The following is an 18,815-nucleotide window of genomic DNA, read 5'->3' on the forward strand; positions in this document are numbered from 1 at the left end:
CCAACAAATTAGGAGGTGGGAACAATGTGAAACGAAGCAGCACGACCCAATAAGAAAACAAACAATTATCCATTCCTCGTAACAAATTCCCTCATAAAGATTCTTAATAATAATACCCCAAAAAATTCAAGTTATGAGACAGACTCTCATAACAAAAGGAGAAACAATAAAACATGAAAAATCAAATTCCATTCAACGTATTACCTACTAAAAAGGTGAAAAAAGCTCTATTCGCAACACTAGCAACAGTAACAGTTTTATCACAAATGTTAACAGTATATCCAACAACGAGTGCAGCAGCAGAAGGATCCGAAATTGGAACAACAGAAGCACCAACACAAGTAGGCGATTTTGCGACATTAAAACGAATCATTGAAGAAGATAATGGCATTACAAATATAGAATTAACAGCAGACATCACGATGACAGCAGGAATTAAGATTAATCTCAAGAAAACATCCCTTACAATAGATGGTAAAGGTTATACGTTAACAGAGAGCAAGGCGGCTATCAATGACGCATGGCAAACGATTTACACATACACTGGCGCGGCGATGAAAACCATGAATATCAAAAACATGAAGATTCGTGGTACCCATTACTACTCACCATTCACAGTATACGGTGGTTATAAAGGTGTAGAACAAAACTTTGAAAACATCGATTATGTTGGTCCGCAATTTGTTTATAATACAGCCGGATCTATTAACTTCACCGGAAAAAACAAAATTGTAAATGGAAAAGGTGTCGATAATTTAGGAACGCTAAATGAACTTATAGAAGCTAATAACGTTACAATCGCAGGTGAATTCATTGGTGAGCATAATACAACAGGAACATACGCTGTCGTTTTAGCTGGCGCGAACCCATTCTTCACTATTAAAGATGGTGCAAAAGTAGATATCGCTGCAAATGGTGGAGAACTTCTATATGCTCCAGCAAACACAGCAAACTTCATTGTAGGGAAAAGTGCAACATTCAACTTAAATACGCTTCGTGAGGTATTCCCACTTGCAATGGCTAACGTAACATTTGATACGAGCTCTACAACAACAATTAATCGTACAGACGTATCAGCTGCCGCACTAATATCCGTAGGGCAAAATTTAACTATAAATCCAAACGCAAGCTTGGTAGCAAAACAACCAGCAGCATCAAATGCAGCAGCACACATTTTCCGTACAACAGCAGCAAACGCAACAATTAACATCAATGATCCACGTAAATTAGACTTAGATGCAAACGGAACTGGCGCTAACCGCGTATTCTCCGCTTACGGTAAAACAACCATTAACTTCAACGGCTTATCAGAAATCGGCGTATTTAAACCAACAAACAAAACAGAAACGCCAGACCTATCATGGCAAAATGCAACATTCCAAGTTGTTCAAGCATCTGCACAAGCTGGAATCGTTCAAGTAGGCGCACAGTCATCTACTAACGACATCCAAACTAAATTCGTACTAGCAGACGCAAAACGTATTACAACAACAGGAACAGTTGAGATTGCACAAAAAGCAGTAAACGAACTTTTCACTAACAACGACCCAGCAACAGATGCAATCAAAGATACAACAACACAAGCAAAAATTGACGCAGCACAAAAATTAGTAAACGCAGTAACAGATACAGTAGAAAAAACAGCATTACAAAAAGATCTAGACCGCGCTCAAGAACTTTTAAACGAGCGTAATGCAGCAAGTACAGATAAAGAACGTCAAGCAGCAGCACAAAAAGCAGTAAACGAATTATTCACGAGCGATCAACCATCAACAGATACAATCAAAGACACAACAACACAAGCTTCCATTGACGATGCGCAAGGATTAATCGACCTAGTAGTAGACCCAACAGTAAAAGCAGCACTACAAAAAGACTTAGATCGTGCCCAAGAATTGTTGAACGAACGTAACGCAGCAAACGCAGCAGAAAAAGCACGTCAAGAAGCAGCCCTAAAAGCAGTAAACGAACTATTCAACAGCGACAAACCATCAACAGACGCAATTAAAGACATCACGAACCAAGATGCAATCGATGCAGCACAAAAATTAGTAGATGCAGTAACAGATCCAACAGTAAAGGCAGCACTACAAAAAGATCTAGACCGCGCTCAAGAATTGCTAGATGCACGTAACGCAGAACTAGCAGCAGAAAAAGCACGTCAAGAAGCAGCCCTAAAAGCAGTAAACGAATTGTTTAACAGCGACAAACCATCAACAGACACAATCAAAGACATCACGAACCAAGACGCGATCGATGCAGCACAAAAATTAGTAGACGCAGTAACAGATCCAACAGTAAAAGCAGCACTACAAAAAGATCTAGACCGTGCGCAAGAACTATTAGATGCACGTAACGCAGCAGCATCATCAGAACAAGAACGTCAAGAAGCAGCGAAAAAAGCAGTAGACGAGTTATTCACTAGCGACAAACCATCAACAGATACAATCAAAGATACAACAACACAAGCTTCCATCAACGCAGCACAAAAATTAGTAAACGTAGTAACAGATCCAACAGTAAAAGCTGAACTACAAAAAGATCTAGACCGTGCGCAAGAACTTTTAGACGCTCGTAATGCAGCAGAAGCAGCAGAGAAAGCACGCCAAGAAGCAGCACAAAAAGCAGTAAATGAATTGTTCAGCAGCAACACCCCATCAACAGACGCAATCAAAGGATCAACAACACAAGCTAAAATTGACGCAGCACAAAAATTAGTAGACGCAGTAACAGACCCAACAGTAAAAGCACAACTACAAAAAGATCTAGACCGTGCGCAAGAACTTTTAGATGCTAAAAATGCAGAACAAGCACGTCAAGAAGCAGCACGTAAAGCAGTAAACGAATTATTCACGAACGATACACCAGCATCAAACGAAATCAAAGACCCAACAATCCAACCATCTATTGATGCAGCACAAAAAATCATTGACACAGTAACAGATCCAGACGTAAAAGCACAATTACAAAGAGATTTAGACAAAGCACAACAACTATTAGACATGCGTTCATCAACAGTCGGAACAATCACACCAGCTGACTTCCTAATCGGTGGCGACAAGTATGTAACAGGAACATTCACAGGAAGCGTAGCGAAAATCTCTCTACTTGTAAATGACAAAGAATACACGGGCGGAGCAGTCAAAGCAGACGGTACCTTCACCTTCTACGCAAACGACAAAAACATCAAGAAAACCGACACAGTATTCGCAGTAGCATACGACAAATACGGTAAAGAACTAGAAAGAACAAAAGTGAAATTCGTAGTCGTAACAGCAGGTAAAATCACACCAGCAACTTACAACCTAGCATCAGACAAAAACATCACAGGAACGTACACGGAAGACGTAGCAAAAGTAACGGTAACAGTTGGCGACAAAGTGTACAAAGGCGGAACAGTAGCAAACGGCACGTTCACATTCTATGCTTTTGACAAAATCAAGAACACAACAGACGCAGTAACGATCCACGCATACGATTCAGTAGGTAAACTACTCGACACGAAAACACTAAAAGTAGTAACAGGCGTACCAGTTGTAACAAAAGGTAGCATCACAGTAAACGACATGTTAGTACCAGGCGACAAAAACATCACAGGAACATATACAGATGACGTACACTATGTAGTTGTAACAGTAGACGGTACAGAATATAAAGGCGGTACTTTTGTAGACGGCGAATTCAAGTTCTATGCATTCGACAAAATCACAAGCGCTAGCAGCAAAGTAACGATGCAAGCCTTCGATAAAGCCGGTAAAGTCCTAGATACGAAAACAGTGAAACTTGTAGCACCAGCAGGCGAGAATGCAAACAAAGGCGCAATCACGCTGAACGCATTCACACTTGGCGACAAAAACATCACAGGAACTTACTCAGGTGAAGTAAAATCAGTACAAGTAACAGTAGGCGAAACAACGTATAAAGGCGGAACATTCACAGACGGCGAATTCAAATTCTACGCTTTCGACAAAATCAAATCCACAACAGATACAGTTACTATTAAAGCACTAGACAAAGACGGTAACGTATTAGATACAAAAACAGTAACAGTAGCAGCAAAATAATTAGTTAGACTTTGAGTGGTAACCCGGAAATTTAGGGTTGCTGCTCTTTTTTATTTTAGGGCGTTATTTTGACAGGGTGGAAGAAATTGCTTATGATGAGGAAGAGATGCATTGTGATTCGAATCACATAAAATCTCTAACTAAAAAAATCGGGGGAATGCAGAATGAATATCATAATTTTAGGCGCATTTGGGCATCTTGGAAAGGCGGTTTACCAACTTTTAGAGCCGCTGCCGAATGTCAATTTGACGTTGTTTGGACGGGAAAAAGAGAATATCGAGGTGGCTTCGACGACAAAAGTGATTTTTGGTGATGCGACGAATCCAGAAGATTTGGAAGATGCGCTTCGTGGACAAGATGTAGTTTTCTCAACGCTTGGTCCGTTTCATGTGGAGACTTTCGCGAAACCGCTAGTGGAGACGATGGAGAAGCTGGATGTGACAAGGCTTTTTTGGACGACGCAGTTTCAAATTAGACAGGACGAAGTGACGGAGGAGAACATTGCACTTGCGAAGACGTTTGGCTTTGATGAGGAGATGGAGCGGACGTATGTGGCGAATCAGAAGCTGGGCGCGCAGATCATTGAAGATAGTAGCCTCGATTACACCTTGCTGATGCCGCATTTCTTTAAATACGATAACAGCATCGCAAAAGTGATTCTGCAGGACGAGGATGAAACGGTGGAAGGTGAGCCGATTAGTATTTATAGTTTGGCGCTAGGACTGGTGTATTTATTGCTTCGACCTGAGCTTTATAGTAAAAAAGGTGTTATTATCTCTGCCGCTGAATGAGATTAGCGTTTAATATGTATTAAGAGCCCCCTGATTATGGAATCTAGAGGGCTCTTTCGTTGATTTAGTTTACAATAACATTAGTTTCCTGAAGAATCTCGTTCGTCGCATTATACGCGGTCAGGACAACTTTATCATTCTTACTTGTGATTAAACTTTTCGCATAGTACTGGAATTGACCGGCTGGGAGAACTTGAACAGTCGCTTGTTGCACGTTGTTTACTGTTAGGCGTATTCTCACTACATCGCCTGTATATTCCCCTTTTACGTAGTTGTCAGCTCCGATTGTGAATGGGTTTACCGTGACGCTTCCGCTGGCTGATGCGATGGAGAGCACTCTGCTGGTAACTTCTTCGCCTGCTGTATTAAAGGCCACTATTTTTACGCTATCTGTGGCTTTTGTAATGTTTGTTTTTGCGTAATATTTGATGATACCATCTGTCGTGCCAACTCGTTGTAGTGTAACGCCATTGACTTGTAGCTCGATTTTTTTAATATCGCCAATGTATGTGCCTGTTATATAGTTATCTTTGCCGATAGTGAACGTGTTTAGGGTGTCGATTGCTCCTGTGATTGTGACGGGCTTGGTGTCGAGTACTTTTCCGGTGCTGTCATATGCTGTCATTGTAGCAGTATCCTTTGCACTGCGAATGATGTTGTTAGCGTAATACTTGAAATCTGGAGCAGTGACGCCAACTTTTGTACCTTCCACGCCATTGACTGTCAAACTAACTCTCGTAACGTCACCAGAAACTTGACCAGTTACGTAGTTTTCTTTGCCAGGTGTGAATGTGTTTATCGAAGTAATTTTTCCAGCTGTTGCATCAGTAGTAACTGAAATCGTTTTTGTGTCTAAGACTTTGCCGGTATTGTCGTAACCAGTGATCTTAACCACGTCCTTTAGGTTCGAAATAATGTTGCTTGCGTAGTACTTGAAGTCTGGCGTCGTAGCTGGAATTTTCGTACCTTCTACACCATTAACTGTCAAACTAATTTTCGTAATGTCACCAGAGACTTGGCCAGTTACATAATTTTCTTTACCAAGCTTGAATGGATTTAGAGAAGGGAAGGTTCCTGTTGTAAGTTCTTTCGTGACGATAACTGATTTTGTGTCTAAGACTTTGCCGTTCGTGTCATAACCAGTAATTTTAACGTCATCTGTTAATTTGAGAATAAGATTTTTTGCATAGTACTTAAGGTCTGATGCAACAACACCGACTTTCGTACCTTCCACACCGTTGACTGTCAAACTGATTCTCGCAAGATCACCAGTAAATTGCCCGGTTACATAGTTGTCTTTACCGATATAGAAGAAGTTTGGTGTCATTTTAACGGTTGTTGACATTTGCACGTTTACCTTCGTTTTTTGTAGCTCGTTACCGTTTTTGTCATAAGCAATCACGGAAACTTGGTCTGTAGCTGCTTTGATTTTGTCTTTTGCGTAATACTGGTATGGCGAACTGCTGACGGGAATGATTTGTTGTGGCGCATTGTTGATTTCTAGCCCTATTTTAGCGACGTCGCCAGTATACGTTCCTTTCACGTAGTTGTCCACGCCAAATGTAAAGGCATTTGCAGTGATAGTTCCCGATGTTTTGTTGTCTAATAAAAATTTGGCTTTAGCTAGCTGTGCTTGTAGTTCTGCTTTTAAAATTGGATCTTTTACAGTGTCTACTGCTTTTTTGGCTGCGTCAATGGCTAGTTGGTCTGTAGCTGGTTTGATGGAGCCTGAATCTGGGCTGTTATTTGTGAATAATTCTGAGACAGTTTTCGCTGCTGCTGCGTCTTTTTGTGCATCTGCTGCTTCTAGGGCATTATTTGCTGTTGGTCCCCAGTTGTTTGTTGTGAACGCACGGACAGTAAGTGATGTCGTTTTTGGCAAAACAGTTCCTGCTGTATATTTCGTTGCTTTGCTTGATACAACGCCGTCTGCTCCCATCGGATCGGTGCCGTCTGTTGTGTAGTAAACGTCTGTGTTGGCATTCGGGTTGTTTAAAACGACGCCGGATCCGCTTGGGATGATGCTAACGTTTTGCAATGTGTGCGCCATGCCGTATTTTGTCCACATTTCTAGGTTGTATTTCACACGGTCTGGGACTTGGGCTTGAACTTTGACTTGTGTTGTTAACCAATCTTTGTAGATAGTCGTTCTAGCGCCCATGAATGCTGCGTCAAGTTTGTATGCTGCATCGATTTCTTTTTGGTTATCCAGAATGAGTTGTCTCACGTTTGCGACAGATAATGGAGCACCGTCTGCACCTGCGAAGTCACCGTTTGCTGGACCGATTTGTTTTAGTACTTGGTCTTTTACAAGTGTTTTGAACTCGAGGTTTCCGGCTGTTGGGACAGTGGTACTATCTCCTGAAAAATTACCGAACAGGATGCCGGCGCCTTTTCTTGAGTTAGCGTCTGCCCATTTGTAGCGATACGTTCCGCCGCCACCTGCAAAGACAGAAGAGCTTGTCCCAGTGCCGCCGTTATTGTAGAAAGCACCGTCTGTATCATTGATATTGAATTTCATCTTAACACCATTACCGTTTAAAATATCATTGGAAACGACGGCATCTACTTCTTGTTCGGTATCAATAAACATGAAGAGAATTTGTGTTTTGATTAAATCTTCTACATCGACATAGTTTTTGAATTCTTGGAAGTTTTTCGCTGTTGCGACGGCTTTTACTTTTGTTAAAATGTTCGCGTCACCTTCGCCAGCTTCTACGATACCGGGAATAAAATACCCATCTTGGAAGCGGATTTTCGTGTAGTTATCATCGCTGTCGCCGAAGTATTCTTCAAACATGTTTTGACCAAAGTCTTCGCGCATTGTTTTTACGCCCATATATTTCCCGTTGTAGTAGTAGTGTACATATTTTGTGTGCAGGGAAATTTTATTCATTTGTTGTGCCAATGTGTTTGTAACGGTTTCGTCGTAACGGTTGTAGCCTAGGTTATAGACGTCGTTTTGCGGACCATCTTGACCTTCTTTTAATTCTAACTTACTGAATTTACCTACGACTGGGAAAGTTTCGCCTGGTGTTGCGTCAAAGAAGTTGTATTTTGCTTTTTTCGCGTTGTAGTCACGGTGGAATTTCACTGCTACGCCGGAGTTGTACTGTCCAACACTTGCTTGGCCGAATTTTTTTGCGCCGGAGTAGTTGAAATAGTTGGTTCCGCCGCTACCCATGTGTGAATCTAGATACTCAAATGTTCCTGGTGTGTAAGGATCAGCCACTAAATCTGCTGCTGCCCCAGTTACGGAAACGATTGGAAAATCATCGATGGCTTGTGCGTATTCATCGCTTGTAATGTTGTTTTTGAACTGCCATTGATAGCCTGATGTGACTTCGTTTTTGTAGTTATCGCGCAGAACGTACGTGTTGGAAAGGACGCCAGTGTTACCAGTTGCGTCATAGCCGTAGACTTTAACAACGGTTGTTTTGCTGATTTTGATTGGGCCAGTGTAAACCGTACCTTTTGTCGCGCTTGGTTCGCTGCCGTCGAGTGTATATTTTAGTGTAATGCCGGCTTTTGAAGTCATTGTTAAGTCAAAACCAGTGTCATACATGCCGCGATCTTTGCTGAATTGGACGGCGTAGTTTGTTTGACCGCTGTTGTTGGACGTGCCAAACGTTTCATTGCTGAATAGCGTTAATGTTTTGCTTGCGTCTGTTTGGCGCCCGAATGTTTGGTTGTACGCTTGTTTCGTATACTTGATCGAGTCGACCGTTTTGAATTCAGAACCGATTTTTGCGGATAAAACAACGTCGCCGCTACCACCGATTTCGAAGCTTAGGTGATTATTTCCAAGTTCGGGCGCTTTATCTGAATACAGCACGCGGAAACCTTTGGCCGGAATAACAAGGTTGGAAAACTCGAATTTGTCGAGTGTTTTTGTTTTATCGGTCAGGTACATACCCTTGCCTAAAACAACCGGGACATCATTGTCGTTGTAAAGCTCGACCCAGGCGTCTTTAGAGCTTGTGGTGCCTTCTGATGATAGTTCGTTGATGAAGACGTTTTTGATTTTGTCTGGTGTCGTGAGGGCGCCTTCGATGCTTGGACCTTTGGCATTGTTTTTGTATTTGATGATGAGTCTGGCTGAGTTGGCTCCGCCGCCTTGATAAACACTACCGATGTAATTATCACCATCGACGCGGAATGCCATGGATTGACCGTCTTTCCAGCCATTGAAGCGATTTTCGTTGATGATATCTTTCAAATTGGCCGTGCGAACGATTTGGTTAGTTGCTGTGAATGCTGGTTGACTATACTTCACGACCATGTTGCTGTAAGAACGGGAAGTGATGTTTCCAGCTGTGCTTTTGTATATTTCTGGATTGCCAAGTTCGCTACGGATCTCCATGTTAGAGCTTACTTTTGCAGTGGTTGAAGCGGATGTTGTGAATTCTAAATAAGCATCTTCAATTTCTGCTGATTCTGGGAGGTTAACATTGTTAAAACGGAATGCTGAGATGTCTTTGTACGCGGGAGTAAGGGTAGCTGACCAGTAACCGCCGATTCTTAGGTTGTCACCGAGGTTCATTGTTTTTGCAGTACCGTATTCCTCTGCGTCGTCGTTTGCTGTTGCCACTTGAGCTCTAGAATCACCGTCTTCTGAGTAATATTCTAGGACTAATTTCGGCGCCATTGTAGCACTTGATTCAAAAGAACGGGCAACGTAAGATCCAGTTTTATCGCCATCTACTTTGAAAACAAGGTCTTTCAGTACGGCGTTGGAGCTGCGCATTTCATTGATAACTTCTGTCAAATCGCCTGTGTTCACAAGATCGTTGACTGCTACTTTTGCTGGTGTTGTAGATTTCGCAGTAGTTTCTGTCAGGGCGCGATTTGTGAAGGAAGCAACGGTGGATGCGAAGGCCTCACCATTTCCGACTTGACCTGCAACTGACAAATTCGTTGGTGTGCTTGATGCTGTTAGTGTCGTGAAGGTAAGGTAAGCTTTTGTAATCACGGCATCGGCTGGGATAGAAACATCTGCAAAACGCACAAATGTAGATTCGGGCACAGCTCTTAGAAGACCGTGTAGATTGAGTGATGTAGCCGTCAAATTGGTAGATGTAGCATTTACTGAAGCATCATCTGTACCGGCTTTGACAAGGTATTCTTTTTTCGCTGAAGGAATGTTTTCCGCATCATCACGAATGGAATACACATACGCTTGAACACCGCTATTTTGTTTGGCGTTATAGGCATAGGCCTTCACTGTCATATTTTTGTCGACTTTGATCGGGCCTGTATAAGTCGTGCCGTTTGTTTCGCTAGGCGTTGAGCCGTCAAGCGTGTATTTGATCGTGTTGATGCTGTCTGTTTTTAGCGTTAAGTCGAAACCGGCTTTGTACATTCCTGTTGTTTGGCTAGGCGTGATGTTTACTAGTGGAGTCGCGCCATTGTTCGAGCTTTCATACGTCCCAGTTGTATAGGAAACGAGATTTTTGTCGGCGTCATTAAAACGGCCTAATGTTTCGTTGTAAGGCATTTTTTTCACGGCAAAAGTATCCAGCGTGTGGAAGCTGCCGTCGTATTTTGTAGATAGATAAAGCGTTGTGTCGCGGTCGCCTAGCGTGAAGTTCGCAGACGCATTATTTTGCGTACCGTTTGCCTTCACGACGCGGTATCCTTTTGCTGGGATATAGATGTTGCTGAGCTCAGATTTACCTAAAGCATTGGCGTCATCGGATATAAAAACATCTTTTGAAAGAAATACTGGAGCATCGTTGTTGTTGAAAATTTCGATCCAGCCGTCTGTCTGAACGTCCGTCCCCATGCTCGCAACTTCGTTTATAAATAGGTTTTTTATTTTGGCGGGATCTTGGGTAACTTCTTCGCCAATCGCGTCTTTTTCGCTGTATGAATATTTAATAACAAGCTTTGGTTGTAGGGCAGCATCGGTTCCACCTTGATAAATACTGCCGATATAGTTGTCGCCGTCGACTTTAAAAGCGAGCGCGTTTCCGTTTGTCCAACCCATTAAGCGTGTTTCGTCGATGATGCTTTTTAGATTAGGCGTTCGGATAACTTGTTTGGTGGTTGCAAAAGATGGTTGCTGGTATGTCACGGTAGAAGCTGTGTAGTCACGGTTGCTGATGTTTCCAGCGGTAGTTGCGTAGGTTGCTGGATTGCCTAATTCGGCTGCAATCGCCATGTTGGAAGTCTGGTTGGCAACGGTAGCTTTTGTTGTAAATTCCAAATAAGCATCGTCAATTTTCGCGTTTTCTGGAAGGTCTACATTCGCAAAACGGAACGCGGATAGGTTTTTATTTGCCGGAGTTAGTGCTGCTGCTGTGTAACCGCCGATTTTCATTTCAGCATTTAAGGCGATTGTTTTAGCTGTGCCTGATTCTTCTGCGTCATCGGATGTGTTGCTGATTTTCGCGTTGTATTCGCCTGTTGGAGACGTGTATTCAATCATGAGTTTTGGTGCCATTGGAGCGCTAGAGTCGAAAGAACGCATAACGAATGAGCCTACGCCACTGCCAGTTACTTTGAACACGTAATCTTTAATGTCCGCAGTATTCGCGCGCATTTCTTTCACTATAGATGAAACGTCGTCGGTATTGAAAATGGTATTTGTGGCAACAACGGGGGTTTTCATGCTCATCGTGGTGGTTGTGAAGGTGCGGCTTGTGAAGGATGCGACAGTGCTTGCAAATGCTGCTTGCGTGCCAAGTTCTCCTGCCACATTAATGGTCGTGGATTGAGCGGCTGAGGATGCATCACGAGCTGTGAATGCGATGTAAGCTTTTGTGATTTTTGCGTCTGTTGGTAAGGCTACATCGGCAAAACGTAAATACGTGGCCTGTGTTGCGCCTGCTAAACCGTGTAAATCAAGGCCGGTACTCGTTAAGTTCACCGCCGTACTCGAAACTTCGGCGTCATCGGCACTTTTTTGAATCGGAAATTCTTTGGCGAATGCAAATGTTTGCTCCTCGTTCACAGTGTTTGTAGATTGCGTCATGGCTTGGGTTTCTGCGAATGTCACGATATTCCCGATGGAACTAGGTACTATGAGAGAGACGATCATCGCCATCGATAAAACTTTTAATCCAAAATTACTTTTCTTTTTCATGTTTAAAATCATAACTACTTATGCATAATTCTTTATGGCTGGCAGTTATATCCTCCTTATTTTCTCTAGAATAGTTAACATTTTTTCTTTGTTTGTGTCGAACCATTATTTTACAATTAAACCGTGTTTTTCTATATCGGATAGATTGATTTTCATTATGTTATAGAAATATCTAATCGCATGGTAATGCTAGATTCATAGCACTCAAACATGCGTGTTAATCACCACTTTCCTAGTTATTTTTAAATGGGAGCGCCTTTGCTATTCGCTCTTATCCCTACTTATATTTTACCTGCGTTTGGGGTTTCAAGTCATTAGAATGGGCGTAACTTTTTTTGCGTAAAATGGGATGTTCACAGAAAAGACATCAATGTAACAGCTTAAAAACGCATGATTTGTGATTCATCAGAGTGCATATTTATTCGCTAAAAAGCAGAAAAAGCAGCATGACTCACCTAACTAAAAGTAGGGAATGATACTGCTTTTTCTTATTTGCTATGGGATCTAGCTTCCAAAACCTCACCTAAAGCGGTGAAATCTCGTTTTATCGGCGGCATATGCCAAACGAGCACGTCGACGTCCGTGATGCTGGGCAGAGGCGAGTCACTGATAATAAGATCGTGTTGCGCCCAATGTTCCCTAGGCTTTAGATCATCACAGAAAACAATCATTTCCTCCGAATAATAACGGCGAATCTGCGTTTTCAAATATTCCTCCCACATGAACCCGCTTTTTGAAATGATTTTAACGTGAAGAGCGCGAGTATATGCCTCCGTCAGTAACGCCACAGAAAAAAGATTATGGATGTAAGTCGCAATAACCTCTCGATTGGACCTCAAAAACTGAAAATCCGGCCAAGTTTCATATTTTTTCAATGTCGTTATAATTTTTTCTTTCTCCTGCGTATCGGGAACAAGTTTTTTCGAGAAATAATCGACATCCAGGATCAGATTTGCTTTTTCAATGAAAAGAAAGCGCGCCAGATAATCCACAATACTCACTTTTAGCGCAAGCGTATCCGCAACGCGACCATTCAAAATCGTCAAAAGATCCTCCGCAATCGATGTACGCGGACCTTGAAATTTTTCGCTATAGTACAGGCGCATCACCATCCGTTCACGATTGACATACGTAAACGAACCCAGGAAACACATAATAATAATCATATAACGCTCCACAGGAATTATATGGCTACCAAGCGCATCTTCCAAATCACTAAAATCAATCTCCATCGCATTATGATACGTATAAATATCTTTCCAAAATTGCTCATCCTCCGCGCTTGGATTAATCGTATGCCCTTGTTTAATGCGCCTCAAAGACACTGCAATAGCCGTTGCATAATCGACACGGGTACTAGGTGAAAAATAAACTTTCATATGATGTTCGAATTTTTGAATAAATTTATCTATATAGGTTTCAAAGTCGAAATCCGGAATGACCCAACCAGAATACGGATAGCACTTACTGAAAAGATGGTAGAAAAAGAAACGGATATTCATCTCACCACCCTGTATTTCGAGCGGGGCATTGTTCAGCACAAGCCGACTTCTAGCCAAGAAAGTATCCACCTCAGCCAATTTCACATAGAAGGTAGACCGACTCACAAAATTGTTCTCCGCCCATTCCGAGATTGTCGTTTTCTCGCCATCAAAAGCAGAAAGCGCCAATTGGAACAGGTGACTTGTCGATATCATATACGCCGTCAAATAATCAAAATTAATCTGAGGAGTCGTTTGCATCGATAGCTTTTTATCCGCCTCAAGAATCTGAGCGACATCCTCGGGAAGTGTGGCGTTGAGCGTCTCGATGTCCGCATTCAAAGTATTAACAGAACATTCCACAATAGTAGCAACTTCTTTTTTTACAATCGGAGCATCTGCAAAAAACAGCAAATTGAGTAGTTTTAATCGGCGATAATCCGATGCGGGAATAATATTTTTCACTAGTAAAACCTCCCTCGTATCCTTATGCTACTATCCTAATGAAATTTCCAGCTGAGGTCAAATATGAGTTACCATTTTCTTGCGCAATGTAGAAATATCACTATATAGAAGAAAGCAGAAAATTCGACGCTATTTCTAACACAATCAAGGTTGCGATACCCAATAAGCTATGCTATAATTATACCTCGTGAGTAATTAAAAATTATTCCTTGCCCGTTTCTAGTCCCGAAGCCGCAAAACGTGTTGGAAAGACTGGAGAGGTTGTTATAATATAAGAGATGAAACGCTTAAAAAAGATTGTAGGTCCTTCTTGTTTTTAAATGGGTAGGACGTAAAATTCTGCTTTAAACAAATCGAGCGAAAGCGTTTGTAGTCCGCAAAATTGTTGGAATGCGAACGCTTGCCGCCGATTTATATCGCTTATGAACCAACTTCAGGGCCGCTAAGACCACAAGGAGGTGTAAAGAGATGGCAAGAACATATGAAATTATGTACATTATCCGTCCAAACATTGAAGATGAGGCGAAGAAAGCTTTAGTAGAGCGCTTCGACGGCATTTTAACTGACAATGGTGCGGAGATCATCGAATCGAAGGATTGGGGTAAACGTCGTTTGGCTTATGAAATCGAAGACCATAAAGACGGTTTGTACCAAATCACTCGTATTTCTGCTACTGCTGCGGATTCTATCAATGAATTCGACCGTTTAGCAAAAATTTCTGATGATATCATTCGTCACATGATCATTAAAGAAGAAGCTTAATATTCCCCGAGTCATGGCTCGGATTTTTATGAAAAAAAGAGAGGAGGTTGGTTCTACTTATGATGAACCGTGTTGTATTAGTTGGTCGTCTGACAAAAGATCCTGAATTACGTTACACTCCTGCGGGCGTTGCAGTTGCGACATTTACACTTGCTGTAAACCGCAACTTTACTAACCAAGCTGGAGAACGTGAAGCAGATTTCATCAATTGTGTTGTTTGGAGAAAGCCGGCTGAAAACGTTGCGAATTTCCTTAAAAAAGGGAGTTTAGCAGGTGTTGACGGTAAGGTTCAAACGCGTAATTATGAAGGTCAAGACGGTAAGCGTGTCTATGTAACAGAAATTCTTGCTGAAAGTGTCCAATTCCTAGAACCCCGCAGTGCAAACGGTGGCGGTAATGGTGGTGGCTACAGCAATAACAATAATGATGGCGGTGGACAGCAGCAGTCGTATAGCACTAGCAATACTGGCGGCGGCTTCAACCAACAGAATGATAATAGCTACGGACAACAGAATCAACAACAACCTCAATCTCAGAGTTACCAAGCACCACGTAACGCCGATCCATTTGCTAGTGATGGCAAGCCAATCGACATTTCAGATGACGATTTGCCGTTCTAATAAATCGAGAAGATTACGTATGACTGGATTTTAATTTGATAGGAGGAAACTATAATGGCTGGAGGACGCAGAGGCGGACGCCGTCGGAAAAAGGTTTGTTACTTTACTTCGAACGGAATTACGCATATCGACTATAAAGATACTGAGTTACTGAAAAAATTCGTTTCCGAACGTGGAAAAATTCTTCCTCGTCGTGTAACTGGAACGAGCGCTAAATATCAACGTAAATTAACGATTGCTATCAAACGCTCACGCCAAGTAGCATTATTACCATTTGTTGCTGAAGAGAAATAAAACCTGAACCTCCCGATTTCGGGAGGTTTTGTTTTGGTTGTTTGAACGAAGTGAATTACAACCAAAATATAAGGGTGAGCGCAGCGAGCAGTTAATCCACCAGAGTTGTTCCCCTGATACACCCACCAAACCTGATTGAGAGTAAAACCTCGCTAGAAGATACACCCCAATGCAGGCCAATTGGTTGTTTGAACGAAGTGAATTACAACCAAAATATAAGGGTGAGCACAGCGAGCAGTTAATCCATCAGAGTTGTTCCCCGATACCCCACCAATCCAAACCAACTTTTCCAACCTAATTTCCCAGCCCTACAAAAAACATACATAACAAACCCAAGCTGTACTTCCTTTTACTTATCTCGTTTAAAGCATTGACGCACATACGCATTAAAGTGTATGATAGATAGAGGATTTTAAAATACATTTTATAACAAAAAACAATAGGGAGCTATAAAAAATTATGTTTTGGAAATCGTTATTAAGAAAGAAACCGTTAGAAGCACTTATTCATAATAAAAGTAATAGTATTCATTTGAAAAAAACGCTTGGCGCGATGGATTTAATTTTCCTAGGCGTCGGGGCGATTGTTGGAACTGGGATATTCATTTTACCAGGAACGATTGCGGCGCTTTATTCGGGGCCGGCAATCGTGCTATCCTTTGTCATTGCGGCGGTAGTCTGTGCGCTCGCGGCTCTTTGTTACTCTGAGTTTGCGTCGTCGGTTCCGGTTGCAGGAAGTGCCTACACGTATGGCTATGTCATTTTTGGGGAATTTATTGCTTGGCTGCTCGGCTGGGCGCTTTTGCTGGAGTACGGTTTGGCCGTGGCATCGGTTGCAAGTGGCTGGTCATCGTATTTCAAAACGTTGCTGTCTGGATTCAACTTGCATATTCCCGATGCGATTTCGGGTGCATTTAATCCGGCGGCTGGGACTTATGTCAACATTCCGGCGATTGCGATTGTCGCGATTATTGCGTACTTATTGACGCGCGGAATTCGTGAATCGACACGGGTCAACGCGTTCATGGTTATTTTGAAAATCAGCGTGATCCTGCTATTTATCTTGGTTGGCGTATTCTATGTGAAACCGGATAATTGGGAGCCGTTCATGCCATTTGGATTTAGTGGCGTGCTGAACGGTGCAGCGCTAGTATTCTTCGCGTATCTCGGGTTTGACGCGGTTTCGTCGGCTGCTGAGGAAGTAAAAAATCCGCAGAAAAACATGCCGATTGGGATTATTGGGTCGCTGCTCGTGTGTACGGTTTTGTATATCGCGGTTTCCATCGTATTGACTGGAATCGTGTCATATCAGGACTTGAACGTGGCTGATCCAGTTGCTTTTGCGCTACAAGTTATCAATCAAAATTGGATTGCGGGAATCGTGTCGCTGGGCGCGGTTGTCGGGATGATTACGGTTATTCTCGTGATGCTTTATGGCGGAACGCGCCTGATTTATGCGATGGGTCGTGACGGGTTGTTGCCGAAAAGCATGGCGGAAATCGATGCAAAAACAAACACGCCGATCAAAAGTACTTGGACGTACGCGATTGTTATCATGTTTTTCGCTGGTTTTGTGCCGCTGAATCGCTTGGCGGAACTGGTGAATATGGGGACGTTGTTCGCGTTCATGATGGTTTCGATTGGGATTATCTTTTTGCGTCGTAATAAATCGATTGCGACTGGCGGCTTCAAAACACCGCTATATCCGGTATTGCCGATCGTCTCCTTCTTGATGTGCCTATTCTTGATTACGAGATTATCCGTTGAAACGTGGATTGCGTGCGGGGTTTGGTTCTTGCTAGGCTTGGTTTTATATTTCACATTTGGACGTAGGAACAGTACGTTGAATAAATAGGAAAAAGGTACCTTAGCTACGTCGGTAGCTAGGGTATTATTTTTGGTCGGAGCAAAATTTTTTCGTGTTTGTAGTCTTTTTCTTCCTTTGGTACAATAGGGATAATAAATAACGTGATATCAAAGGAGTGCGACGGCGGATGGCAGATTTGGTTTTTGATAGTGGTAGAATTGTTCGTGATTTATTAGTGAACTTTCAGCAGGTGAAAAATTCGGGCGTGATGGGCGTTGATAAGCGGATTCGGTTTTTGGTGGCGCAGTTATTCACAAGTGAGCAGGAAGTGATGGATGGTCAGGCTTTCAAAGATGCGACGACGCTTTTTAAGAAGCAATTGGGGTTTTTCAATGCGCTCGATGGGAATACGCGGGCGTCGCTTGCTGGGCTGTTATTGGTGAATGGGCAAAATGATGAGAAGACCGTGGCGCGCGTGATTGATAATTATGAATTGCTTGTGGAAAGCGGATTCAAACGGACGAACTTTACGTATTTTGGCGCGTATTTGCTTTTGCGGACGGCGGATAAGCCGCGAAATGTGGCGGAGCGGGCGCGTAATATTTACATGGCTTTGCGGAAGCAGCATCCGTTTTTGACGGGGGCGGAGGATGTGACGTCGGCGGTTTTGATGGCGCAGCTGGATACGTCGCTTTCGGTGGAGCAGTTGACGGAAATCAATGAGTATTATTTTACTGAATTTAATCGTGCGGGATTCCGAAGAAACGACAGTTTGCAGTTTTTGGCGGCGACTTCTACGCTGATTTATTTGGATCGTGACGCGAATCATGTGAAAAAAGTGGTGCATTTGGCGGAAGAGCTCGAGCATGCGGATGTGAAAATTAGACCGATTCATTATGTGACGCTTGGAATTTTGGCGTATGTGAGGGAAAGTGCGGAGCTGGATGCGGTGTTTTTTGATTTGCTAGAGGCGATGCGGGGGGACAGCGGTTTGCGTTGGAATCGGGAGTTCTACACGGCGATGGCGCTTAGTTTGTACACGGAGGATCAGGCGCGCAACATGACGAAAGATCAGGTCGAGAGCTTGATGGTATCGGTGCACGTGTTGATTGCAATCGAGCGAGCGGCAGCGGCCAGTGCAGCAGCGGCAGCCAGTGCGGCGGCTGCGAGTAGTGGCGGAGGTTCTTAATTGACTTCGCCCCGAGACAGTGTAAAAATGAGAGGGTAAGTGTTTATCAAATGAAGCTGTGATAAAACTCAGAACAGGGAGAATCGCCAACCTAAAGTGGGTGGGACGTAAAATTTCGCTTAACACAAATCGAGCGAAAGCGTTTGTATTCAGGGGAGTTGGCGGAAGCCGGAAGCGGAGCATACTGGTGTATGTGAGAACCGGAAGTCTGTCAACTCCCCTGAATGCGAACGCTTGTCGCCGATTTATCTGAGGT

At 42.9% G+C, this 18,815-nt stretch carries 9 protein-coding genes; 7 read left to right on the top strand and 2 right to left on the bottom strand.

The features are described 5' to 3' along the window. Positions 1-173 precede the first annotated feature (173 nt). On the top strand, positions 174-4,064 hold the full coding sequence (locus EP58_RS15505) for an immunoglobulin-like domain-containing protein (protein WP_036094739.1): 3,891 nt from the start codon (positions 174-176) through the stop codon (positions 4,062-4,064). Positions 4,065-4,228: 164 nt separating this feature from the next. Beyond that, positions 4,229-4,855 carry an NAD(P)H-binding protein gene (locus EP58_RS15510; RefSeq protein WP_036094740.1) on the top strand — a complete coding sequence of 209 codons (627 nt, stop codon included), beginning with the start codon at positions 4,229-4,231 and terminating at the stop codon, positions 4,853-4,855. 64 nt (positions 4,856-4,919) lie between these two features. Here the strand turns inward: EP58_RS15510 and EP58_RS15515 are convergent, their stop codons facing one another. Both EP58_RS15515 and EP58_RS15520 read right to left on the bottom strand, forming a co-directional pair. Further along, positions 4,920-11,942, bottom strand: coding sequence for an immunoglobulin-like domain-containing protein (locus tag EP58_RS15515; RefSeq protein ID WP_159106232.1), 7,023 nt, complete (start codon positions 11,940-11,942; stop codon positions 4,920-4,922). Positions 11,943-12,430: 488 nt separating this feature from the next. Then, positions 12,431-13,888, bottom strand: a complete 1,458-nt coding sequence (locus EP58_RS15520; RefSeq protein WP_036094742.1) for an AcpB/EbpR/MafR family transcriptional regulator — start codon at positions 13,886-13,888, stop codon at positions 12,431-12,433. A 468-nt stretch (positions 13,889-14,356) separates the two neighbouring features. Here EP58_RS15520 and rpsF point away from each other — a divergent pair, with 468 nt between their 5' ends. From rpsF to EP58_RS15545, 5 genes are all read left to right on the top strand, one after another. After that, on the top strand, positions 14,357-14,650 hold the full coding sequence (rpsF, locus tag EP58_RS15525) for a 30S ribosomal protein S6 (RefSeq protein WP_036094743.1): 294 nt from the start codon (positions 14,357-14,359) through the stop codon (positions 14,648-14,650). A 59-nt stretch (positions 14,651-14,709) separates the two neighbouring features. Then, the gene (gene ssb / locus EP58_RS15530) at positions 14,710-15,270 is read left to right on the top strand and encodes a single-stranded DNA-binding protein (protein ID WP_036094744.1); all 561 of its coding nucleotides are present in this window, start codon (positions 14,710-14,712) and stop codon (positions 15,268-15,270) included. A gap of 54 nt (positions 15,271-15,324) precedes the next feature. Then, complete coding sequence (rpsR, locus tag EP58_RS15535) at positions 15,325-15,564, top strand: 30S ribosomal protein S18 (protein WP_036061496.1); 240 nt, start codon at positions 15,325-15,327, stop codon at positions 15,562-15,564. 459 nt (positions 15,565-16,023) lie between these two features. Further along, on the top strand, positions 16,024-17,418 hold the full coding sequence (locus tag EP58_RS15540; RefSeq protein WP_036094745.1) for a branched-chain amino acid transporter BcaP: 1,395 nt from the start codon (positions 16,024-16,026) through the stop codon (positions 17,416-17,418). A 139-nt stretch (positions 17,419-17,557) separates the two neighbouring features. Next, positions 17,558-18,559, top strand: coding sequence for a DUF4003 family protein (locus EP58_RS15545; RefSeq protein ID WP_036094746.1), 1,002 nt, complete (start codon positions 17,558-17,560; stop codon positions 18,557-18,559). Positions 18,560-18,815 lie beyond the last annotated feature (256 nt).

It is taken from the genome of Paenilisteria newyorkensis, assembly GCF_000766145.1.
GTDB lineage: Bacteria > Bacillota > Bacilli > Lactobacillales > Listeriaceae > Listeria_A > Listeria_A newyorkensis.